We start from the raw sequence: 22407 nt of genomic DNA, 5'->3' as shown, positions 1-22407 counted from the left end.
TCGGCCCTTTTTTATATGTCTCAAACCCGACGTTATAAGCAGTAAGAAAAAGTCATAACTGCTCTGATTCCCTCACCTGCCGCATCTCGCTATGATGCTCCGCAACAACAAATAGACGTCCAGACAGAAAGACTGCTATAACAGACCTTCACCGGGATCGTTTCCCTGCTTTTTGGAGCCTATAATAATGAAAAACGTCAAGACTTCGCTGCTCGCCCTCAGCCTGCTGGCTGCCCTGCCGCTGCAGGCAGCGGAAAACGCCGCCGTGCCAGCTGCCATCGCTCAGCATCAGGGGCCGGTGCGCATCGCGGTGATCCGCAACCTCGGTTCCGACGACAACACCACGCAATTTTTGGCGGGTGCCATCCAGGAAGGACGCAAGCTGGGCTTCAAGGTGGACACCTTCCTCAGCAACGGCGACGACGCGCGCTTCCAGGACTTCGTCAACCAGGCTATCAGCCAGAAATATGACGGCATCATTCTCTCACAGGGGCGAGCCCCCTATTCCACCGAGCTGGTCAAACGCATCGCGGCGGCCGGCATCGCCGTCGCGGCGTTCGATACCGACGTCAGTGGCAGCGTTCCCGGCGTCACCGTCTCGCAGCAGGACGACGCTTCGCTGGCCAACGCCTCCTTCGGCCAGTTAGTGAAGGATTTCAACGGCCAGGCCAACATCATCAAACTCTGGGTAGCCGGCTTCCCACCGATGGAACGCCGCCAGGCCGCCTATCAGCAGCTGCTGAAACAGCATCCGGGCATTCACGAGCTGGAATCGATTGGCGCGGTTTCATCCGACGTGCAGGGCGATACCGCCAACAAGGTGGGCGCGGTGCTGGCGAAATACCCGAAAGGCAAGATCGACGCCATCTGGGGCACCTGGGACGCCTTCACTCAGGGCGCTTACAAAGCGTTGAAAGAGAACGGCCGCACCGAGATCAAGCTGTACAGCATCGATATCTCCAACCAGGACTTGCAGCTGATGCGCGAAGCCGGCAGCCCGTGGCAGGTCAGCGTGGCGGTGGATCCGAAGCTTATCGGCGCAGTCAACGTGCGCCTGGTGGCCAACAAGATCGCCGGGGAAAGCACGCCGGACAGCTATCAGTTCAAAGCGACGGTCATTCCGCAGGCGCTGCTGCTGGCGCAGCCGGGGCCGGTCAACGTCGCCGGGCTGGCGAAGATCATCCCCGGCTGGGGCAGCAGCAGCGACTTCGTGCAACCGTGGTTCGCCACGCTGCAGGCCGAACACGGTAAATAATGCTGTTTTTGACGAGGCTGCCGACGCAGCCTCTGTTTTTAAACTAATTTTCGGCTTCCCCCTTCCGTCCTCGCCAAAATACGCTATGTTATCTGCATCGCCCAATAACTGTATGCATAAACAGGCTTCGAATGAAGGGATTCCCCTCGCTGATTAACATGCTGCTGGCCAGTTCGCTGGTGTTGACCATCGGCCGCGGCGTGACGCTGCCGTTCATTACCATCTACCTCACCGAGCATTTCCATCTGCTGCCGAAGAGCGTGGGCGTGATCCTGGGCGTCAGCCTGACCCTCGGCATCCTTGCCAGCCTGTACGGCGGCTATCTAGTGGACAAATTCAGCAAGAACCGCCTGATCCTGCTGTCGATTGTATTGTTTGCGCTGAGCTTCTTCGCCATTCCCTGGATCCCGCGCCCCGGCGGCGTGATCGTGGTGCTGGCCATCTTGCATACCTGTTATTCGGTGCTGAGCATCACCATTAAGGCCTGCTTCGCCGACGGGTTGCCGGTTGAGCAGCGCATCAAGGCTTTTTCAATCAACTACACGCTGGTCAACGTCGGCTGGGCGATCGGTTCTGCGCTCGGCGTTCTGGTGGCCGGGCTTAGCCCGCTGCTGCCGTTTTACCTGTCGGGCGGGTTGGCGCTGGCGACGGTGGCTGCGCTAAGCCTGCGCTTGCGCGGTCGGCAACAGCGCGCAACGCCAGCCGCCGCACCGGCCGCGCTCCCCAACTTCCGCCAGACGCTGACAATCCTGCGGAGCGATCGGCGGCTTATCTACTTCACCCTCGGCAGCACCCTGGGCGCCGTGGTGTTCGGTCAGTTCACCGGCTATCTGTCGCAGTATCTGATCACCGTCTCCAGCGCCGAGTTCGCCTACAAAATCATCGGGCTGGTGATGATCGTCAACGCCAGCATCGTTATCGCCCTGCAATACCTGCTCAGCCGCGGTATGCGCCAGGAAAACATGCTGCGCTGGCTGGTGCTGGGCACGCTGTTTTTCATCGTCGGGCTGCTCGGTTTCATGGCGGCCGGCCAGGCGGTCTGGCTGTGGCTGGCGGCGATGGCGGTGTTTACCCTCGGCGAAATCATCGTGATCCCGGTGGAATACATGTTCATCGACTTTATCGCGCCCCCGCACCTGAAAGGCAGCTACTATGGAGTACAGAATCTCAGCGCGCTGGGCGGCGCCATCAACCCGGTACTGTGCGGGGTGCTGCTCAGCTATGCCGCGCCGCCGCTGATGTTCGTGATGCTGATCGGCGCCGCGCTGCTCAGCCTGCTGTTTTTCTTCCTCGGCCACCGGCTGGCAGAACACGCGGCGGCAGCGGCCGAAGACACGCGCTGAACCCGCGCGTGGTAGCCATTGCAGGCTGTCAACCCGCCGATCGGGTATGGCACCCATAGCGATAATTCATGGTGCGATCTGTGGCATGGCTCACAGTTTAATTGTATGATGAATGCAGCAATTAAACGGGGAAAGACAATGGCCAACGTGCTCACACTGTGCTGGAAATACCTGAGAGCCCTGCTCCTCATCTACCTGTGTCTGTTCGTCGGCAATGCAGTGGCGGCGCTGCTGCCGTTCGCCATTCCCGGCAGCATTCTCGGCATGCTGTTGCTGTTCGCCCTGCTCTCGACCCAGATTATGCCGGCCAAATGGGTTAAACCCGGCTGCCATTTGCTGATCCGCTATATGGTGCTGCTGTTCGTGCCTATCGGCGTCGGGGTGATGAAATACTATGACCAGATCGTCGCGCATCTAGGCCCGCTGGTCATCTCTTGCCTCATCAGCACGCTGATGGTGCTGGTGGTGGTCGGCTATACCTCACACTATTTTCACCGCGAGCGCCGCATCGCCGGTAAGCCCGACGACACGGAGGGCAACCCATGATCCATGAAATCTGGTGGTCGCTGCCGCTGACGCTGGCGGTCTATTTCGCCGCGCGCTGGCTGGCGCGCAAGCTGAACATGCCGCTGCTCAATCCGCTGCTGGTTTCCATGGCGGTGATCATCCCGCTGCTGCTGCTCACCGGCATCCCCTATGAGCGCTACTTTCAGGGCAGCAAAATCCTCAACGATCTGCTGCAGCCGGCGGTTGTCGCACTGGCCTTCCCGCTGTATGAACAGCTGCACCAGATCCGCGCGCGCTGGAAGTCGATTATCGCGGTGTGCTTCATCGGCAGCCTGACCGCCATGATCAGCGGCGGCGCCATCGCCCTGTGGCTGGGCGCCACGCCGGAAATCGCCGCCTCTATCCTGCCGAAATCGGTCACTACGCCAATCGCCATGGCCGTCGCGGACTCGCTCGGCGGTATTCCGGCGATCAGCGCAGTCTGCGTCATTTTCGTCGGTATCCTCGGCGCCGTGTTCGGCCATACGCTGTTCAACCTGTTGAAAATCACCACCCACTCTGCGCGCGGCCTGGCGATGGGCACCGCATCCCACGCGCTGGGCACCGCACGCTGCGCGGAGATGGACTACCAGGAAGGCGCATTCGGCTCGCTGGCGCTGGTGATCTGCGGCATCATCACCTCACTGCTGGCGCCGTTCCTGTTCCCGGTGCTGCTGCATCTGTTCGGCTGAATACGACGAAACTTGCGATACATCTCGCATTTATTTATTTCATTGCATTAATTTCACCAATTAAGAGACATTAATCACACTTTAATGTCTCTGGCCTGCCTAGAATGTTACCCCGTTAACTCGTAGAGAGACCTTCTATGCATCCGCGTTTTCACACCGCTTTCAGCGCACTGCCCGCGACACTGCAATCCGCCCTGCGGCCCTATCTGGACGCGCCTGACTTTCCGGCGATGTTCACGGCCGAGCAAGCGGCGGCGATCCGCACAGGTTGCGGGCTGGACGATGATGCGCTGGCATTCGCGCTGCTGCCGCTGGCGGCGGCCTGCTCGTTAACCCCGATATCGCATTTCCACGTCGGCGCCATCGCGCGCGGGCAAAGTGGCAACCTCTATTTCGGCGCCAATATGGAATTCAGCGGCGCACCGCTGCAGCAAACCGTGCATGCGGAACAGTGCGCGGTTACCCATGCCTGGCTGCGCGGTGAATCGGCGCTGGCCTCGGTCACCGTCAATTACACGCCGTGCGGTCATTGCCGCCAGTTTATGAATGAGCTGAACAGCGGCGGCGAACTGCAGATCCGTCTGCCGGGCCGCGCGCCGGCTACGCTGGCGGACTATCTGCCGGACGCCTTCGGCCCGAAAGATCTGGATATCGCTTCGCTGCTGATGGACAAGGTCGATCACGGTCACCAGCTGGCGCTGGACGACGCACTGACACAGGCGGCACTGGCGGCGGCCAATCAGAGTCACGCACCGTACAGCAACGCCCACAGCGGCGTGGCGCTGGAAACGACAGACGGCATTATCTATGCCGGCCGTTATGCGGAAAACGCCGCCTTCAACCCAAGTCTGCCGCCGCTGCAGGCCGCGCTGATCCTGCTGAACCTCTCCGGCGGCGATTGCCTGAACATTCGCCGCGCCGTACTGGTCGAGCCGCAGGAGGCGATCCTCAGCCAGTGGGACGCCACCCGCGCCACTCTGGCTGCGCTGGGCTGCCAGAACGTCAGCCGCGCCACTTTCTAAGCGCACCGCGGCGGGGCCATCCGGTTCCGCCGTTAACAGCCCCGCCCGCCAAATACAATGCCCCGACGCCGCAAGAAACACTTTCTTTAGTTAAAAAATCATTTGATTGTCGATAATTACGCCAACCTGGTTCATCATCTGGCAACAAATGCTGTACATCTTCTCTTTATCTCTTAGGATCGTCGGCAATAAAGTTATCTGATACGTGAAGAGTAAAACTGATGGAACTAGAATACGAAAGCAAACGCCCGCTCTATATCCCTTACGCCGGCCCGATTCTGCTGGAATTTCCGCTGCTGAACAAAGGCAGCGCTTTCACCGAGGAAGAACGTAGCCACTTCAACCTGCACGGCCTGCTGCCGGAGGCGGTGGAAACCATCGAAGAACAGGTGGAACGCGCCTACCGTCAGTATCAGGATTTCAAGAACGATAACGACAAGCACATCTACCTGCGCAACATCCAGGACACCAACGAAACCCTGTTCTACCGCCTGCTGGACTCGCACCTGAGCGAGATGATGCCGATCATTTACACCCCGACCGTCGGCGAGGCCTGCGAACACTTCTCCGATATCTATCGCCGCGCGCGCGGGCTGTTCATCTCCTACCCGAACCGCGATCGCATCGATGACATGCTGCAAAACGCCACCAAGCAGAACGTCAAGGTGATCGTGGTCACCGACGGCGAGCGTATCCTCGGCCTGGGCGACCAGGGCATCGGCGGCATGGGCATTCCCATCGGCAAGCTGTCGCTGTACACCGCCTGCGGCGGCATCAGCCCGGCCTATACCCTGCCGGTGGTGCTGGACGTCGGCACCAACAACCCGCAGCGCCTCAACGATCCGCTGTACATGGGCTGGCGCCATCCGCGCATCTCCGGCGAGGAGTACCACGCCTTCGTCGAAGAGTTTATTCAGGCGGTCAAACGCCGCTGGCCGAACGTGCTGCTGCAGTTCGAAGACTTCGCACAGAACAACGCCACCCCGTTGTTGAACCGCTATCGCGACGAGATCTGCTGCTTCAACGATGACATTCAGGGCACTGCCGCGGTGACCCTCGGCAGCCTGATCGCCGCCAGCCGCGCCGCCGGCAGCCAGCTGCGCGATCAGACCGTCACCTTCCTCGGTGCCGGTTCCGCCGGCTGTGGCATCGCCGAGCAGATCATCGCGCAGATGAAGTCCGAAGGGTTGAGCGAAGACGAAGCGCGCGCCCGCGTATTCATGGTCGACCGCTTCGGCCTGCTGACCGACAAACTGCCGAACCTGCTCGATTTCCAGAGCAAGCTGGTACAGAAGAGCGACAACCTGACCGGTTGGGAAACCGCCAGCGACGCCATCTCGCTGCTGGACGTGGTGCGCAACGCCAAGCCGACCATTCTGATCGGCGTTTCCGGCCAGCCGGGGCTGTTTACCGAAGAGCTGATCCGCGAAATGCACAAACACTGCGAACGCCCTATCGTGATGCCGCTGTCCAACCCGACCTCGCGCGTGGAAGCCCGCCCAGAAGACATCATCAACTGGACCGACGGCGCCGCCCTGGTCGCGACCGGCAGCCCGTTCGCACCGGTGAGCTATAAAGAGCAGCTGTACCCGATCGCCCAGTGCAATAACTCCTACATCTTCCCGGGGATTGGCCTCGGCGTGCTGGCCTCCGGCGCCACCCGCGTCACCGACGCTATGCTGATGGCCGCCAGCCGCGCGCTGGCGGACTGTTCGCCGCTGGCCACCGACGGCCACGGCGCACTGCTGCCGAATATCGACGATATTCAGGGCGTGTCGAAGTGCATCGCCATGGAAGTGGGTAAAGCGGCGCAGCTGCAGGGTGTGGCGATCGTTACCTCCGAAGACGCGCTGTCGAAAGCCATCGAGCACAACTTCTGGCGGCCGCAGTACCGCAGCTACAAGCGCACTTCGTTCTGATTGACGCGCTGAAATGACCCAGCCCGGCTCCGCCGGGCTTTTTTGTGCGGCAAAACCGCCGAAAAATGCGGCGTTGCGCGTGCTTCAGGCGGTTCGCGTCTTGCGTCGATCGGTCAGGTAAAGTAGCCTTGATCCATCTTTTTCAGCCCGGCGCGCGTAAGGCAACAACATGTGGAAACGCCTGATCATCAGCCTGTTCATCATCATTGCGGTGTTGATGGGTTCGGCTATTGCGCTCGATCGCTGGATCAGCTGGAAAACCGCGCCTTACGTCTACGACGAACTGCAGGAGCTACCGCACCGCCAGGTTGGCGTGGTGCTCGGCACGGCCAAGTATTACCGCACTGGGGTGATCAACCAGTACTACCGTTACCGCATTCAAGGGGCGATCAACGCCTATAACAGCGGCAAGGTGAAATACCTGCTGCTGAGCGGCGACAATGCCCAGCAAAGCTACAACGAACCAATGACCATGCGTCGCGATCTGATCGCCGCCGGCGTGGCGCCGAGCGATATCGTGCTGGACTACGCCGGCTTCCGCACTCTAGACTCCATCGTGCGCACCCGCAAAGTGTTCGACACCAACGATTTCATCATCATCACCCAGCGCTTCCACTGCGAGCGCGCGCTGTTCATCGCCTTGCACATGGGCATTCAGGCGCAGTGCTACGCGGTGCCGTCGCCGAAGGACATGATGACGGTGCGCGCCCGCGAGATCTTCGCTCGCCTGGGCGCGCTGACCGATCTGTACATCCTCAAGCGCGAGCCGCGCTTCCTCGGCCCGCTGATCCCGATCTCCGCCATGCACACCGTGCCGGAAGACGCCCAGGGTTATCCCGCCGTGTCACCGGAACAGTTGGTGGAACTGGAGCACAAGCTGAAAGAAGAGAAGCAAAAAGCCAAACAGCCTTAATCATCCGGCAGAGGGTTTTACACGCGTCCCCAGCAATACGCTAAAAGGGCGTATTATCCGAGAAATACGCAGTGTTAACGAATACCGGATGATTTGCGTAAAGCACTCTCTACGTACGTTGACAGCTTATTGCGACATAGAAAGCGGCGATGCCCTTCTGCCGCCGCCGAATGAACTATTCAAACGATCCAGTTCAATGAAAAGGACCATCAGATCATTGCTGTCCAGTCCAATCAGGGCGAGTTCCTGTACCAGTGATTGCAAGAGCAATTGTTTGCGGGCATCAGGGGAACCAGAGGAAAGCATGGCTTCAATCAACACGAAGTTAGCGCTGCGGGGGGATTCCAGATCGGGATAAGTGGGGTCCACATATAAATCGTCTTCCCCAAGACGGATAAAGCGCTGGAATTGATCGTTCGCAGGATAGCCGGTTTTTACTACCGCCGCGTGAATAGCTGATGAAATTCTTTTCTTATCAAGCGTATTACGACTTTTCAGCGTAATGGTAAATACAGGCATAGTTTGCTCTCTGAGAACGGTAGATAAAAGCAGTTTACTGGCTTCATGTCATGTGGGTAGCCCGAAAACTGTGTCACGCTGTAACCAACCCAACCTCAAGATCGGGCAATTCCCTTACCCGAAACAACCCAGCCAGCCATTGCCAAATAATGCCTTACTGTTTTGCTGCGCCCTGCCTCCTAGAATGCAACAAGGCCGGCAATAGGCCGGCCTTGTTGTCTGTGCTGCGGTAGCTCTACTTCTTCTTGGCGTATTTCAACGAGTCCAACGCCACGGCGAAGATGATGATGCTGCCCTTGATGATGTACTGCCAGTACGGGTTGATGCCGATATAGGTCAGGCCGTAGTTGATGACGGTAAAGATGATCACCCCGGTCACCACGCCCCACACCGTACCCACCCCGCCGGCAAACGAGACGCCCCCCACCACGCAGGCGGCGATGGCGTCCAGCTCATACATAAAGCCGAGGTTATTGGTGGCGCTGCCGATGCGCCCCGCTTCCAGCAAGCCGCCGAAGGCGTAGAACACGCCGGACAGCGCATAGATCATGATCAGGTTCAACGGCACGTTGACGCCGGACACCTTAGCCGCTTCCGGGTTGCCGCCGATGGCGAAGATGTTCTTGCCGAAGCGGGTCTTGGTCCACAGGATCCAGACGAATATGATGGCGATCAGCGCGTAAAAAGTAATGTACGACAGCTTAAAGTCGCCGAAGCGCAAGAAGCCCTGGGCAAAGGTGGAAAACTTCGGATCGAAACCCGCGACCGGCGACGCGCCGACCGAATCGTAATACAGCGAGTTGATGCCGTAGACGATGATCATGGTGCCCAAGGTGGTGATGAACGGCGTCACGTTGAGATAGGCGATAATCAGGCCGTTAACCAGGCCGATCACCGCGCCGACCGCACACACCAGCAAGATGACCAGGGGAATCGACCAGGTTTCCATGTGCGGGAATACCTTGTTGACGTTATCCATCGACTGCAGCAGCGTGGCCGCCACCACCGCCGCCAGCCCCACCTGCCGCCCGGCGGACAGGTCGGTGCCCTGAGTCACGATCAATCCCGCTACGCCCAGCGCGATGATGATGCGCACCGAAGACTGCGTCAGGATGTTGCTCAGGTTCATCAGGCTAAGGAAGGTAGGATCCTGAATGATGATGATGGCCAACAGCACCAGCAACACCACGTAAATGCCGCCTTCCTTGAAATAGGTAAATAAGGTTTTTTTATTTAGCGCGTTCATAATTCCGATCCTTAAAGGTGCAGGGAGGCGAGACGTAAGATTTCATTTTGCGAGGTCTGTTTGGTGTTAACGATGCCCGCAACCTGACCATTGCTCATCACCAAAATACGGTCGGTGATCCCCAAAAGCTCCGGCATTTCGGACGAGACGATAATGATCCCCTTGCCCTTCTTCGCCAGTTCGGTCATCAGCTGATAAATCTCGAACTTGGCGCCCACGTCGATGCCGCGCGTCGGTTCATCCAGCATCAGGATCTCCGGCTGCGTCAGCAGCCAGCGGCCGATGATCACCTTCTGCTGGTTGCCGCCGGACAGCGAGCCGATATGGGTGTGATGCCCCGGCGTTTTCACCCGCATGGCGTCGATCACCCACTGGGTGTCGCTCTTCATCCGCGCGTTATCCAGCAGGCCGAGCTTGTTTTTATAATTGCGGATATTGGAGATCAACGAGTTGAAACCCACATCGAGGTAAGCGTAAATCCCGGTGGATCGGCGCTCTTCGGTCACCAACGCAAACCCGTGGTTGATCGCTTCGTTGGCACTGTGGTTGTCGATCGCCTTGCCGTGCAGCTTGATAGTGCCCGCCACCTTTTCACGAATGCCGAACAGCGTCTCGACGATGTCGGTGCGCTTGGCGCCCACCAGCCCGGCGATGCCGAGGATCTCGCCCTGGTGCAGATCGAAGGAAACATCGCGGATCGAAGGCTGGCGCAGCGATGTCAGGTTCTTCACCTCAAGGATCACCTCACCCGGCGTGTTCTGCCTGTCCGGGAAGCGCTGGCTCAGCGAGCGGCCGACCATCATGGCGATGATCTTGTCCATATCCAGCCCTTCCAGCGGCTGGGTGGCGATCCACTGGCCGTCGCGCAGCACCGTTATCTCGTCGCACAGCTGGAAGATCTCTTCCATCTTGTGCGAGATATAGACGATGCCGCAGCCGCGTTCTTTCAGCTTGCGGATGATGGTGAACAGATGATTGACCTCTTTCTCCGTCAGCGAAGAGGTCGGTTCATCCATGATGACGATCTTGGCGTCGTAGGAAAACGCCTTGGCGATCTCGATCATCTGCATCTGCGACACCGACAGGTTGCCCACCTTTTCGCGCGGGTTGATGTCGATATCCAGCTCGTCAAAGATCGCCTGGGTGTCTTTGAACATCTTGTCCTGATCGACGAACAGGCCTTTGGTCGGATAGCGCCCCAGCCACATGTTGTCCATCACGGTGCGTTGCAGCACCAGGTTCAGCTCCTGATGCACCATCGAAACGCCGTGTTCCAACGCTTCCTTCGAGCTCTTGAAATCGATTTCCCTGCCCTGAAACACAATGCTGCCGCTGTCTTTTTTATAAATGCCGAACAGGCATTTCAGCAACGTCGATTTCCCCGCCCCGTTCTCCCCCATCAGGGCGTGAATCGAGTGCGGACGGACGCGTAAATTGACATTGTCCAAAGCTTTGACGCCGGGAAATGACTTACAGATATCCGTCATTTCCAGCAAAAATTCGCGTGAGCTATCGGCCATAAATACACCTGGCTTAACGATCTTGCAGTCGTAAACATCCCCGCCGGCGGTATCCCTGGTGTTGGCGCCGCAGGCGGGGTCTTAGCGGGATCTCAATTCTTATTTAACGAACTGAGACAGGTTGTCTTTATCTACGCCGACGTAAGGGATACGCACGACTTTATTTTCGACTTTATATTGGGTGCCTTCGGTGGCCGGTTTGCCTGCCGCCAGGTTTTTCGCGAGCTCGAAGGTGGCTTTCGCCTGGTTGTCGGCGTCGTTCAGCACCGTGCCCGCCATCGCGCCGGATTTCACCAGCGCCAGCGCTTCAGGCAGCGCATCGACGCCGAACACCGGGATACTGGTCTTGTTGTGCGCTTTCAGCGCTTCCACCGCGCCCATCGCCATGGCGTCGTTGTTGGCGATCACCACTTCAATCTTGTTGGCATTCGGGCCGGAGAGCCAGGCGTCCATCTTGTCTTTCGCCTGCGCGGTATCCCACATCGCGGTATCCATCTGCAGCTGCTGGGTCTTGATGCCTTTTTCGTTCAGCGTCTTCACCACGTAGGTAGTGCGCGCTTCGGCATCCGGGTGGCCCGGTTCACCCTTCAGCAGCACGAACTGGATCTGGCCGTCTTTGTTCAGATCCCAGGCCGGGTTGGCTTGCCAGTGTTTGGCGATCAGCTCGCCCTGGATCACGCCGGACTCTTTGGAGTCGGTGCCGACGTAATATGCCTTGTCATAGCTGTCCAACGCCTTGCGGGAAGGTTCTTTGTTGTAGAACACCACCGGGATATCGTTTGCGCGCGCCTTATCGATAACCACCGGTGCCGCGGCCGGGTCGACCAGGTTGATCGCCAGCGCTTTCACGCCCTTGGCCAGCAGCACGTCGATCTGATCGTTCTGTTTGGACTGGTCGTTCTGCGAGTCATTCATCAGCAGAGTGACGTCCGGCGAAGCCTTGGCATCTTTCTCGATCGCCTTGCGCACCACCGACATGAAGTTGTCGTCGTATTTGTAAATCGTGACGCCAATACGGGTATCAGCATGGGCTGCGGCGCCAAACATCATGGCTGCGGCCATGGCGGCCAGGGTGAAAACCTTCTTATTCATTGTCAGTCTCCGGTTCTGTGTAGGGTATTACTCGTCTTTGAGCCAATGGTCACCGGCAGTGCGCACACCCCAGGCCAGGCGATTTCCACTCAACACCTGTCGTCCGTGGATCTTGTTATTTCCGAGAAATGCTGTGTCAGCGCGAGATAAAGGTTGCAGCGGCAAGGGCCTTTGCGCCGGAAAACGCCTAGAGCATAGACGGCGTGATGTTAATATTCTGTGAATTTTCTCACAGATTGAAAACGGTTACACAGGATTAAATCGTCAGAGAGTGACCGTCGCCTCACTTTGCCAGGGGGCGACAGAATGGCGCCGCACCAGCGTCGGCATGAACAGATGAGCGGCCTGCGGCTCCGCCAGGCCTGCTGCGCCCTGCAATGCTAGCTCGGTGGCCAGCGTGACCATCGAAACGATCGGGTAACGCACCGTGGTGAGTTTGGGGCTGGTGTAACGCGCGATGGGAATGTCGTCGAAGCCGATCAGCGAGAAATGCTGCGGTACCGTGATACCGTTTTCTTTCAGCACCGCCATGGCGCCGGCGGCCATGGCGTCGTTGTAAGCGAACACCGCGCTCAACTGTAGATTACGCCCCAGCAGTTCCACCATCGCCGCCTCGCCGCCCTGCAGATCCGGCGAACCGTACGCGCGCCAGTTGTCCGGCGTGGCCAGCCCGGCGGCGGCCATCGCCTGCGCATAGCCCCGCTGGCGCAGCGGCCCGTCTTCTATCGGGTGATTGGAGCCCAGGTAGCCGATGCGCCGATGGCCCTGCGACAGCAAAAGACGCATTGCCATTTCCGCGCCGCAGACGTTATCCAGCCCGACGCAGCGTGGCTCATAGCCGGGGATAATCCGATTGATCAGCACCATGCCCGGCACCTGCTCCAGAAAGCCGATCAGCTCGGCGTCGCTCAGGGCTTTGGCGTGAACAATCAGGGCATTACAGCGCTGACGGATCAGCACTTCGATCGCATGGCGCTCTTTGTCCGCCTGATGATAGCTGTTGCCGATCAGCAGGTATTTGTGGTGTTTCTGCGCCACCGTGTCAACCGCTTTCACCAGCGCGCCGAAGAACGGATCGGAGACGTCCATCACCACCACGCCCAGGGTATCGCTGCTTTGGGTCGCCAGCGCCTGCGCATTGGCGTTGGGGCGATAGCCCAGATCCGCCACCGCCTGCAGCACCTGCTCGCGCGTCTCCTTGCTGGTCAGCGCGCTGTGGTTCAACACGCGGGAGACGGTCGCCACGGAGACCCCGGCGCGTTTCGCCACGTCGCGAATGGTGATCGGATGAACTGGAAGCATGCGGGATCCTGAAATCGGGGTAGTGGCCGGTGGCGCTATCCTACCCCGATTGGCCCGCTGCTCGCGTGAATTACGTCACAGGAAAGAAAACGTTTACATACATTTTTTTAACCTGCCGATGGGCACTCACTTCAGCGTTTTGGGCTCCGCTTCGCCGGCGGCCAGCTGCGTCAGCTTGCGCCACAGCCACTCCATCGGCCCTTGCTCGAAGTAACGCAGCCACAGTACGGAAAACGCCAGGTTGGCCAGCCAGACCAGCGGCACGAACGCCAACAGCTGCAGCCGCTCGAACTGCTCATAGAGACCGAAGCGATAAAACAACGTGGTACAGATCAGCGTTTGCAGCAGGTAGTTGCTCAGCGCCATGCGCCCCACCTGGCTCAGCCAGTGGGCGATGCGCAGGCGCGACAGTGCGGGCCAGAAACCGTAACACAGCGCCAGATAGCCCATCGCCTGCAGCGGGGCGCCCAGCTCACGCGGCACCTGCAGCAGGAAACCGCTCCAGCGATAGTCCCACTGCACCTGCCATTGCAGCGCCACCGCCGGCAGTTGGATCAGCACCGAAAGCGGCAGCAGCCACGCCGCCTGCCTCAGGTAATAGCCGGATGAGTAGCTGCCGCGCAGCCAGCCGCTGCGCATCAGCCCGGCGCCGAACAGCATCAGCCCCGCCAGCTCCCAGCCATACTGCGCGCCGATGGCCAGCAGGCTGGACGAGAGCAGATCGGCGCGGCTGCGCCAGGCTTCGAAACCGCCCTGCAGCTTCCAGAACTTCTCGTACTGCAACTCCGCCACGCCCGGCTGCCAGAAGCTGCCCGGTTCACCGTGCGAGATAAAACCGAGCAGCAGCAGCACCGCCACGCCGATCAGGTAGAGCACCACGCCGGTTTTCAGCAGTTGGAAAGTTTCTTTGGCCTCGCGGATCATGCGCCAGCACACCAGGCCGATCAGCCCGTAGGCCAGCAGAATATCGCCGTCCCACAGGAAGATGGCGTGCGCGAGGCCGAACAGCACCAACCACGACAGCCGCGCGCGGATCCAGCTTTTGCCGCGCCGCAGCAGCATTTGCAACCCGGCGCCGAACAACAGCGCGAACATCGCCAGGAACTTGGCCTGGGCGAAGAGATCCAGCAGCGCCCAGGTCCAGGCATCGCGCGACGACGGCATCCCCAAATAGGCCGGGTTGAGATAGGCGGCCTTCGGCAAGCCGAAGGCGCTGATGTTCAGCAATAAGATGCCGAGGATGGCGATGCCGCGCACGCAGTCCAGCGTAGCGATGCGCGGCAGAGGATGACTGTTCATTTTGTCTTCCGCTCATGAAAAAGGCGCCCGCAGGCGCCTGTTATGCTATTGCGAGTCGCCCCGCAACGCCATCACCCCTGGTGATGACGCACCGCGCGCAGGAACTCCTGGCGGGTATTCTGGCTGGACTTGAACAGCCCCCCCAACGAGGTGGTGGTGGTGGCGCTGGTCGCGTCGCGAATGCCGCGCGCCTTGACACAATAATGGACCGCGTCGATCGATACCGCCACGTTATTGGTACCGAGCAGGGTCTGCAGCGCGACCAGGATCTGCTGGGTCAGGCGCTCTTGCACCTGCGGACGCTGGGAGAAGAACTGCACGATGCGGTTGATCTTCGACAGACCGATCACCGAGTCTTTCGGGATATAGGCCACGGTAGCCTTGCCGTCGATGGTGACGAAGTGGTGCTCGCAGGTGCTGGTCAGCGTGATATCGCGCACCGTCACCATCTCATCCACTTTCATCTTGTTCTCGATGACGGTGATTTTCGGGAAGTTGGCGTAGTCCAGCCCGGAGAAGATCTCGTCGACATACATTTTGGCGATGCGATGCGGCGTTTCCGCCAGGCTGTCGTCAGACAGATCGAGATTCAGCAGCTGCATGATTTCAGTCATGTGCTCTTTGATGCGACGCTTGCGCGTTTCGCGATCCAGCACTTCCCCGCGCAGCGGTGTCTCCAGACCACGCTCTTCCAGTGCCGCATGCACCAGCGCGGCTTCTTTACTTAATGATGTCATGTATTTGTTCTCCTGCGGACGGAACCCGCCAGCGGCCTGGTAGGGCGTGCGGCCGGCGAATTGCTTGCTCTCGTGACGGCAGAGTTTTCGTGATGGATAACGTGAACCCGGTCAAGATTTTGCCCCACTGTAGATGAGAGCGCGGCGATTATCCAGTGATTGTGCTTCATCCGCAGGTGAAATATTCGCATTTAGCACAATCAGGCCGGCTGCGGGATCCCGCTTTTTTTGTATGGATTTTAATCAGCGCATCGCCGTTTTTTGCGCCAATCGCCGCGCCGGGGTATTCACTACCAGCGCACCGGCCACCAACAGCGCCGCCACCGCCACGTACAGCGCCGGCTCCAGCCGATGAGTCATGGCGGTCGACAGCGCCGACAGCATCGGCCCGACCAGTTGGCCGATCGCATAACCGGTGGTCAGCAATCCAGCCATGTAGCGCGCATGGCGCGGCGCCAGTTCACGGCCGTGCTGAAGGGCGAGCTGCACCACGCAGAGGAAGCCGCCGCCGGTCAGCACCGCCCCGAGCGCCAGGCCGGCCACGCCCGGCACCGCTTCGGCGCTCAGCACACCCAACGCCTGTATCCACAGCGTGATCGCCAACCGGGTCTGGGTAGTTAGCCGATGGCGGGTCAGAATGCCGATGACAATCCCCAGCACCGCCGCACCGCCGAACACCGTCCAGACAAACTGCGCGAACAGGCTGGCGGGAAAGCGCGCCGCCGCCATCTGCGACAAAAAGGTCGCCGGCAGGATGTAGCCGAAGCCGGCCAGGCTATAGCTCCACACCAGGCGTTTGAGCGCCGGCGTCAGCAGCAGCGGCTCCGGGGCCACGTCCGGGCGATGCAGCTCGCCGCTGCGCGGCAGAAAGGCGCTAATCCCCCCGACCAGCACCAGCGCCAGCCCGCCATACACCAGCCAGGCCTGCGCCGCCGTCAGCCCCAGCGCGTTGATGCCCACCGCCAGCATGCCGCTAAGGAAGATGCCGGCGCCCGGCCCGGCGAATACCGCCGCGCTCAGCGCCGGCCGGCCGTAGTGCGCCAACCGCTCGTTGGTCCAGGCCGCCACCAGCACCATCGCCCAGCCGCTGGCCCAGCCGATGACGAAGCGCAGCGCGCCGTGCGTCCATGCATCCTGCGCCAGCGCCGACAGCAGCGTCAGCGCCATCGCGCCCCATACGCCCAGCCACAGGCGCCGCTCGACGTGGCGCGTGGCGCGCATCGCGTCGTAGGCGCCGCACAGGTAGCCCAAATAGTTGATCGCCGCCACCAGCCCGGCGCCGGTGAGGCTGAACTGATGTTCCGCGATCATCAGCGGCACCTGCGGGGTGAAAGCGAAGCGGCCAATGCCCATTGCGACGATCAGCGCGGCAAAACCGCTCAAGGCAATACGTAAAGCCATACCGGTATCCAAAAGGTTAAAAGAAAGTTGCCAGTATCATGCCGCAGTATTAAACTCACAAAAACTGAATAATACTAATCAAGTTCATCACGAAACGAGAATGTTATGGATCTGACCCAGCTTCGCATGTTCTGCTGCGTAGCGGAAACCGGCTCGGTCGCCCGCGCCGCCGAGCAGCTGCACCGCGTGCCGTCGAACCTGACCACCCGGCTGCGCCAGCTTGAGCAGGAGCTGGGCGCCGATCTGTTTATCCGCGAAAAACAGCGCCTGCGCCTGTCGCCGATGGGCCATAACTTTCTGTGCTACGCCAACCGCATCCTGGCGCTCAGCGACGAGGCGATGAGCATCACCCACGCCGGCGAACCGGCGGGCAACTTCGCCCTCGGCTCGATGGAGAGCACCGCCGCCACCCGCCTGCCCTCGCTGCTGGCGGCTTACCACCAGCGTTTCTCGCAGGTTTCGCTGTCGCTGACCACCGGCACCTCCGGCGAAATCGCCGATCGGGTGCGCGCCGGCACGCTGGCGGCGGCGCTGGTCGACGGCCCAGTGCCCTATGACGAGCTGAACGGCTGCATCGCCTATCCTGAACATATGGTAGTGATCTCCTGTCTCGATCACGCGCCGATCCACAGCGCCAAAGACGTCAACGGCGAAACGCTGTTCGCCTTTCGCGCCAGCTGCTCCTACCGCCTGCGGCTGGAGGCCTGGTTCAAGCGCGAAGGCGCGCGGCCGGGGCAGATCATGGAGATCCAGTCCTATCACGCCATGCTGGCCTGCGTCGCCAGCGGCGCCGGGCTGGCGATGATCCCGCATTCGGTGCTCAGCCTGCTGCCGGGCCATGAGCGGGTCCGGGTTCACACTCTGCCGCCGGACGTGGCCGACACCGCCACCTGGCTGCTGTGGCGCCGCGACGCGTTCGGGCCGAACGTGCGCGCGTTGAAAGAATTGATTATTGAACAGACGGAGACCGCCGCTGTTGATGAAAGCACCCCCAACGATTTATCAGACGTTGTCGATATCGCCTGATTTAAAAAGAAAACCACTGAGGAGACTATGATGGAGATGATCAAAACCCGCGCCGCCGTTGCCTGGGGCCCGAACCAGCCGCTGAAGATCGAAGAAGTCGAGCTGATGCCACCGCAAAAAGGCGAAGTACTGGTGCGGATCGTCGCCACCGGCGTTTGTCACACCGACGCCTACACCCTGTCCGGCAAAGATCCGGAAGGCGTGTTCCCGGCAATCCTCGGCCACGAGGGCGGCGGCGTGGTGGAAGCGGTCGGTGAAGGCGTCACCAGCGTGGCGGTCGGCGATCACGTGATCCCGCTCTACACCCCGGAGTGCGGCGAGTGCAAATTCTGTAAATCCGGCAAGACCAACCTGTGCCAGGCGATCCGCGCCACCCAGGGTAAAGGCCTGATGCCGGACGGCACCACCCGCTTCTTCAAGGACGGCAAGCCGATCTTCCACTACATGGGCACTTCCACCTTCTCCGAATACACCGTGGTGCCGGAGATTTCACTGGCGAAAATCAACAAGGAAGCGCCGCTGGAAGAAGTGTGCCTGCTGGGCTGTGGCGTCACCACCGGCATGGGTGCGGTGATGAACACCGCCAAAGTGCAGCCGGGCGACACCGTGGCGATCTTCGGCCTGGGCGGCATCGGCCTGTCGGCGATCATCGGCGCGCAGATGGCCGGCGCGGGCCGCATCATCGGCATCGACATCAACACCAGCAAGTTCGATCTGGCGCGCAAGCTGGGCGCTACCGATCTGATCAACCCGAAAGACTATGACAAACCGATTCAGGACGTGATCGTCGAGCTGACCGACGGCGGCGTCGACTTCTCCTTCGAGTGCATCGGCAACGTCAACGTGATGCGTTCCGCGTTGGAGTGCTGCCACAAGGGCTGGGGTGAATCGGTGATCATCGGCGTCGCGGGCGCCGGCGAAGAAATCTCGACCCGGCCGTTCCAGCTGGTCACCGGCCGCGTCTGGCGCGGCTCGGCATTCGGCGGCGTCAAGGGCCGTTCGCAGCTGCCGGGCATCGTCGAGCGCTATCTGGACGGCGAATTCGCGCTGAACGACTTTATCACCCACACCATGGGGCTGGAGCAGATCAACGAAGCGTTCGATTTGATGCACGAAGGCAAATCGATCCGTTCCGTCATCCACTTCGACAAATAAGCCAGGAGGCAGAGATGACGCTGTCATTGGAACTTCTCGAAGAGCACCGCATGTTCGGCGGCTGGCAACAGCGTTATCGCCACGCGGCGCAGAGCCTGAATTGCAACATGACATTCAGCATCTACCTGCCGCCGCCGCGCGATGACAACCCGCCGCCGGTGCTGTACTGGCTCTCGGGGCTGACCTGCAACGACGAGAACTTCACGTTGAAAGCCGGCGCGCAGCGCATCGCCGCCGAGCTGGGCCTGGTGCTGGTGATGCCGGATACCAGCCCGCGCGGTGACGAGGTGCCGAACGACGAAGGTTACGATCTGGGCCAGGGCGCCGGGTTCTACCTGAACGCCACCCAGGCGCCGTGGGATCGCCACTTCCGCATGTACGACTACATCAGCGCCGAACTGCCGGCGCTGATCGAACAGCACTTCAGCGTCAGCGATCGTCAGTCGATCTTCGGCCACTCGATGGGCGGCCACGGCGCGCTGATGATGGCATTTCGCAATCCGCAGCGCTTCCGCTCGGTATCGGCGTTCGCGCCGATCGTCAACCCGTGCCAGGTGCCGTGGGGTCGCAAGGCGTTCACCGCCTATCTGGGCAGCGACGAGAGCCAGTGGCTGCAGTACGACAGCTGCCATCTGCTGGCCAGCGGCGCGGAAAAAATGCCGGTCCTGATCGACCAGGGCGATGACGACCAGTTCCTGGCCGATCAGCTGCAGCCGGCGCGGCTGGCCGAGCTGGCGCGCCAGCGCGACTGGCCGCTGACGCTGCGCATTCAGCCGGGGTACGATCACAGCTACTTCACCATCGCCACCTTCGTGGAAGATCACCTGCGCTTCCACGCCGAGCACCTGTTCCGCTAATAAAAAAATCCGGGCGGTTATTAACCCGTCCGGATTTATTCAAAAGCCATCAATCAGAAAATCGATAGCGGCTTTAATTTGATTCCTGTGCTCATTGACATTACCAACGGCCTTCCCAATCTGCGAAATACGTACGGCAGCCATCTCATGCGTCATAACAAGAAACTTTTCGCCGTTGACCTCAATCTCCGGGCATAAACGTGCAGAAATTTTAACCCTGACGTTATCCAAAGCATAAAGGGGGATCATTAACCGGGTCGAGAGGACATCAATAAGATCGCTTTGAACGTCCAGTAAGTAGGGATAGGCTGATGCCGGATACGTATTGTCATATACGGTAAATTGCATATTTAAAATGTCCGATATTCATCAGACAACAAACCATTTTCTTCAGTGATACGATTAAGTTCTTCTAACGCCGCGCGATTTTGCTCGCGCCACTGTTGAATCTCAATATCCCTGACGCGGACGCTCAATGCGTCCGTCAATACGGATGACACATTGACGCCCAGGGATTTTGCGCGCTGGAAAAGATCGCGATCGATGGTTACGTTGACTGTCTTTTTCGTCACATTGCTATTTGCCATATCCATACCTCATCCCTGTAATATACACGGGTCAAATTTTCATCAATTATACTCGTAAAACAGGGGTATGCCAATTCAGCGATGCCCTCACCCCTTCAATTTGGGATCGAGTGCGTCGCGCAATCCGTCGCCCAACAGGTTGAACGCCAGCACGGTGATGAATATCGCCAGGCTGGGGAAGATCGCCACGTGCGGCGCGATCACCATATCGGCGCGCGCTTCGTTGAGCATCGCCCCCCACTCCGGCGTCGGCGGCTGGGCGCCCAGGCCCAAAAACGACAGGCTGGCGGCGGTGATGATCGAGGTGCCGATGCGCAGGGTGAAATAGACCACGATCGAAGACAGGGTGCCTGGCAGGATGTGCCGCAGGATGATGGTCCAGTCCGAGGCGCCGATGCTGCGCGCCGACTCGATATAGGTCAGGTGCTTCAGCACCAGCGTATTGCCGCGCACCAGGCGGGCGAAGGCCGGAATGCTAAAGATCGCCACCGCGACGATCACGTTGGCCATGCCGCTGCCCATGATCGCCACCACGCCGATCGCCAGCAAAATGCCGGGAAACGCGAACAGCACGTCGCAGACGCGCATGGTGAGGCGATCCCACCAGCCTTCATAGTAACCGGCCAGCAGCCCCAGCAGGGTGCCGATCGCCCCGCCCGCCAGCACCGAGAACACCCCGGCCGCCAGCGAAATGCGCGCGCCCATCAGGATGCGGCTGAAAATATCGCGTCCGAGGGAATCCACCCCCAGCCAGTGCATCAGCGAAGGCCCTTCGTTCAGCCGGTCGTAATCGAAATAGTTTTCCGCATCGAACGGCGCCAGATAAGGCGCCAGCAGCGCCGCCGCAATCAGCAGCAGCACCAACAGGCCGGCGACCAGCGCCGCCCGCTGGCGGCGAAAACGCCGCCAAAACTCGCCCCACGGCGTGCGTACCGCGTTGGGGTCGATAAGCGGCATCGCCTTCAGTGCGGCGTTGCGCCGCCAATGCTTAATCATGCCGCCTCCTCATTGGTAACGAATCGCCGGGTTGATCGCCGCGTACAACATATCCACCAGCAGGTTGATCAGGATGAACTCCAGCGAGAACAGCAGCACCTCGGCCTGGATCACCGGGTAATCGCGCATCTCCACCGAGTCCACCAGCAAGCGCCCCAGCCCCGGCCAGTTGAACACCTTCTCCACCACGATCGAACCGCCGAGCAGGAAGCCGAACTGCAGCCCCATCATGGTCACTACCGGGATCATCGCGTTGCGCAGGCCGTGCTTCATCACCACCACGCTTTCCCGAACGCCCTTGGCGCGCGCGGTGCGCATGTAGTCCTCCTGCAACACCTCGACGAACGAAGCGCGGGTAAAACGCGCCATCACCGCCGCCACCGCCGCCCCCAAGGTGATAGAAGGCAGAATGTAGTGCCGCCAGCTGTCGGCGCCCACCGTCGGCAGCCACCCCAGCTCGACCGAGAACACCTGCATCAGCAGCATGCCGAGCGCAAAGGCCGGGAACGAGATCCCCGATACCGCCAGCGTCATGCCGAGACGATCCGGCCAACGGTTACGCCACACCGCCGACACCACGCCGATCGCCAGGCCGAACGCTACCGCCCACAGCATGCTGGCGACGGTCAGCCAGAAGGTCGGCATAAAGCGCGAGGCGATCTCTTCGCTCACCGGGCGCTTGGACACCATCGAGATGCCGAAGTCGCCCCGCAGCGCGTTGACGAAAAAGTGCGCGAACTGCTGCGGCAGCGGCTTATCCAACCCCAGATCCTTGCGCACCAGCTGCACCACCGCCTCGTCGGCCTCCGGCCCCGCCGCCAGCCGCGCCGGATCGCCCGGCAGCAGGTGGACGAACAGGAACACCAGCACCGCCACGATCAGCAGCGTCGGGATCAGGCCCAGCAGTCGTTTCAGAAAATAATTGAGCATCTCATTCCTTCCCCCACCTGCCGCCGTCTGGCCGCAGGCGGGGATGGGCG

General features: G+C 60.3%; 22 protein-coding genes. 10 read left to right on the top strand and 12 right to left on the bottom strand.

What is annotated here, in order from left to right; all coding sequences use genetic code 11:
• Positions 1-187: 187 nt before the first annotated feature.
• The 7 genes from WA302_RS04295 to sanA all read left to right on the top strand — a co-directional run bounded on the left by WA302_RS04295 (position 188) and on the right by sanA (position 7690).
• Positions 188-1255, top strand: coding sequence for a sugar ABC transporter substrate-binding protein (locus WA302_RS04295; protein WP_049205821.1), 1068 nt, complete (start codon positions 188-190; stop codon positions 1253-1255).
• 131 nt (positions 1256-1386) lie between these two features.
• Complete coding sequence (locus WA302_RS04290) at positions 1387-2598, top strand: MFS transporter (RefSeq protein WP_336063053.1); 1212 nt, start codon at positions 1387-1389, stop codon at positions 2596-2598.
• Between the two features lie 138 nt (positions 2599-2736).
• Positions 2737-3144, top strand: a complete 408-nt coding sequence (locus tag WA302_RS04285) for a CidA/LrgA family protein (protein ID WP_025302154.1) — start codon at positions 2737-2739, stop codon at positions 3142-3144.
• A complete protein-coding gene (locus WA302_RS04280; RefSeq protein ID WP_019454415.1) occupies positions 3141-3836 on the top strand; it encodes a CidB/LrgB family autolysis modulator in 696 nt (231 codons plus the stop codon). Before WA302_RS04285 ends, WA302_RS04280 begins: the two co-directional genes overlap by 4 nt.
• Positions 3837-3973: 137 nt before the next feature.
• Positions 3974-4858 carry a cytidine deaminase gene (gene cdd, locus WA302_RS04275; protein WP_025302152.1) on the top strand — a complete coding sequence of 295 codons (885 nt, stop codon included), beginning with the start codon at positions 3974-3976 and terminating at the stop codon, positions 4856-4858.
• Positions 4859-5079: 221 nt separating this feature from the next.
• Positions 5080-6777 (top strand): NAD-dependent malic enzyme, encoded by a 1698-nt coding sequence (locus WA302_RS04270; RefSeq protein ID WP_025302151.1) that lies wholly within the window; start codon positions 5080-5082, stop codon positions 6775-6777.
• 169 nt (positions 6778-6946) lie between these two features.
• The gene (sanA, locus tag WA302_RS04265) at positions 6947-7690 is read left to right on the top strand and encodes an outer membrane permeability protein SanA (protein ID WP_004938948.1); all 744 of its coding nucleotides are present in this window, start codon (positions 6947-6949) and stop codon (positions 7688-7690) included.
• Positions 7691-7816: 126 nt separating this feature from the next.
• Here sanA and WA302_RS04260 read toward each other — a convergent pair whose 3' ends face one another.
• From WA302_RS04260 to WA302_RS04225, 8 genes are all read right to left on the bottom strand, one after another.
• Positions 7817-8209: a tautomerase family protein gene (locus tag WA302_RS04260; RefSeq protein ID WP_043142430.1), complete on the bottom strand. Its 393-nt coding sequence runs from the start codon at positions 8207-8209 to the stop codon at positions 7817-7819.
• Between the two features lie 235 nt (positions 8210-8444).
• The gene (gene mglC, locus WA302_RS04255; RefSeq protein WP_004938953.1) at positions 8445-9455 is read right to left on the bottom strand and encodes a galactose/methyl galactoside ABC transporter permease MglC; all 1011 of its coding nucleotides are present in this window, start codon (positions 9453-9455) and stop codon (positions 8445-8447) included.
• A gap of 11 nt (positions 9456-9466) precedes the next feature.
• On the bottom strand, positions 9467-10975 hold the full coding sequence (gene mglA, locus WA302_RS04250) for a galactose/methyl galactoside ABC transporter ATP-binding protein MglA (RefSeq protein WP_004938959.1): 1509 nt from the start codon (positions 10973-10975) through the stop codon (positions 9467-9469).
• A 99-nt stretch (positions 10976-11074) separates the two neighbouring features.
• Positions 11075-12067 (bottom strand): galactose/glucose ABC transporter substrate-binding protein MglB, encoded by a 993-nt coding sequence (mglB, locus tag WA302_RS04245; protein WP_025302149.1) that lies wholly within the window; start codon positions 12065-12067, stop codon positions 11075-11077.
• A gap of 264 nt (positions 12068-12331) precedes the next feature.
• On the bottom strand, positions 12332-13369 hold the full coding sequence (galS, locus tag WA302_RS04240) for an HTH-type transcriptional regulator GalS (RefSeq protein WP_336063045.1): 1038 nt from the start codon (positions 13367-13369) through the stop codon (positions 12332-12334).
• A 126-nt stretch (positions 13370-13495) separates the two neighbouring features.
• Complete coding sequence (gene yeiB, locus WA302_RS04235) at positions 13496-14668, bottom strand: DUF418 domain-containing protein YeiB (RefSeq protein ID WP_049205812.1); 1173 nt, start codon at positions 14666-14668, stop codon at positions 13496-13498.
• A gap of 71 nt (positions 14669-14739) precedes the next feature.
• A complete protein-coding gene (gene folE, locus WA302_RS04230; RefSeq protein WP_004938969.1) occupies positions 14740-15405 on the bottom strand; it encodes a GTP cyclohydrolase I FolE in 666 nt (221 codons plus the stop codon).
• A gap of 243 nt (positions 15406-15648) precedes the next feature.
• Entirely contained in the window at positions 15649-16806 is a 1158-nt protein-coding gene (locus WA302_RS04225) for an MFS transporter (RefSeq protein ID WP_261456168.1), read from the bottom strand.
• A gap of 105 nt (positions 16807-16911) precedes the next feature.
• Between WA302_RS04225 and ptrR the strand changes: the two genes are divergently transcribed.
• From ptrR to fghA, 3 genes are read left to right on the top strand one after another with little or no spacing between them, the layout of a single operon-like run.
• A complete protein-coding gene (gene ptrR, locus WA302_RS04220) occupies positions 16912-17832 on the top strand; it encodes a putrescine utilization regulator PtrR (protein WP_043142419.1) in 921 nt (306 codons plus the stop codon).
• Between the two features lie 30 nt (positions 17833-17862).
• Positions 17863-18987, top strand: coding sequence for an S-(hydroxymethyl)glutathione dehydrogenase/class III alcohol dehydrogenase (locus tag WA302_RS04215; protein WP_043142415.1), 1125 nt, complete (start codon positions 17863-17865; stop codon positions 18985-18987).
• 14 nt (positions 18988-19001) lie between these two features.
• Positions 19002-19844 carry an S-formylglutathione hydrolase gene (fghA, locus tag WA302_RS04210; protein WP_015377214.1) on the top strand — a complete coding sequence of 281 codons (843 nt, stop codon included), beginning with the start codon at positions 19002-19004 and terminating at the stop codon, positions 19842-19844.
• A gap of 39 nt (positions 19845-19883) precedes the next feature.
• Here the strand turns inward: fghA and WA302_RS04205 are convergent, their stop codons facing one another.
• From WA302_RS04205 to gsiC, 4 genes are all read right to left on the bottom strand, one after another.
• The gene (locus WA302_RS04205) at positions 19884-20192 is read right to left on the bottom strand and encodes a CcdB family protein (RefSeq protein ID WP_025302144.1); all 309 of its coding nucleotides are present in this window, start codon (positions 20190-20192) and stop codon (positions 19884-19886) included.
• 2 nt (positions 20193-20194) lie between these two features.
• Entirely contained in the window at positions 20195-20437 is a 243-nt protein-coding gene (locus tag WA302_RS04200) for a type II toxin-antitoxin system CcdA family antitoxin (protein ID WP_079449478.1), read from the bottom strand.
• 81 nt (positions 20438-20518) lie between these two features.
• The gene (gene gsiD / locus WA302_RS04195; RefSeq protein ID WP_169540348.1) at positions 20519-21427 is read right to left on the bottom strand and encodes a glutathione ABC transporter permease GsiD; all 909 of its coding nucleotides are present in this window, start codon (positions 21425-21427) and stop codon (positions 20519-20521) included.
• Between the two features lie 9 nt (positions 21428-21436).
• Positions 21437-22357, bottom strand: coding sequence for a glutathione ABC transporter permease GsiC (gene gsiC, locus WA302_RS04190; RefSeq protein ID WP_025302141.1), 921 nt, complete (start codon positions 22355-22357; stop codon positions 21437-21439).
• Positions 22358-22407 lie beyond the last annotated feature (50 nt).

The organism is Serratia sp. 201 (genome assembly GCF_037027545.1).
Taxonomy (GTDB): Bacteria; Pseudomonadota; Gammaproteobacteria; order Enterobacterales; family Enterobacteriaceae; genus Serratia; species Serratia bockelmannii.
The sequence above is the reverse complement of the archived record's forward strand: the minus strand, read 5'-3'. Positions and strand labels throughout refer to the sequence as shown.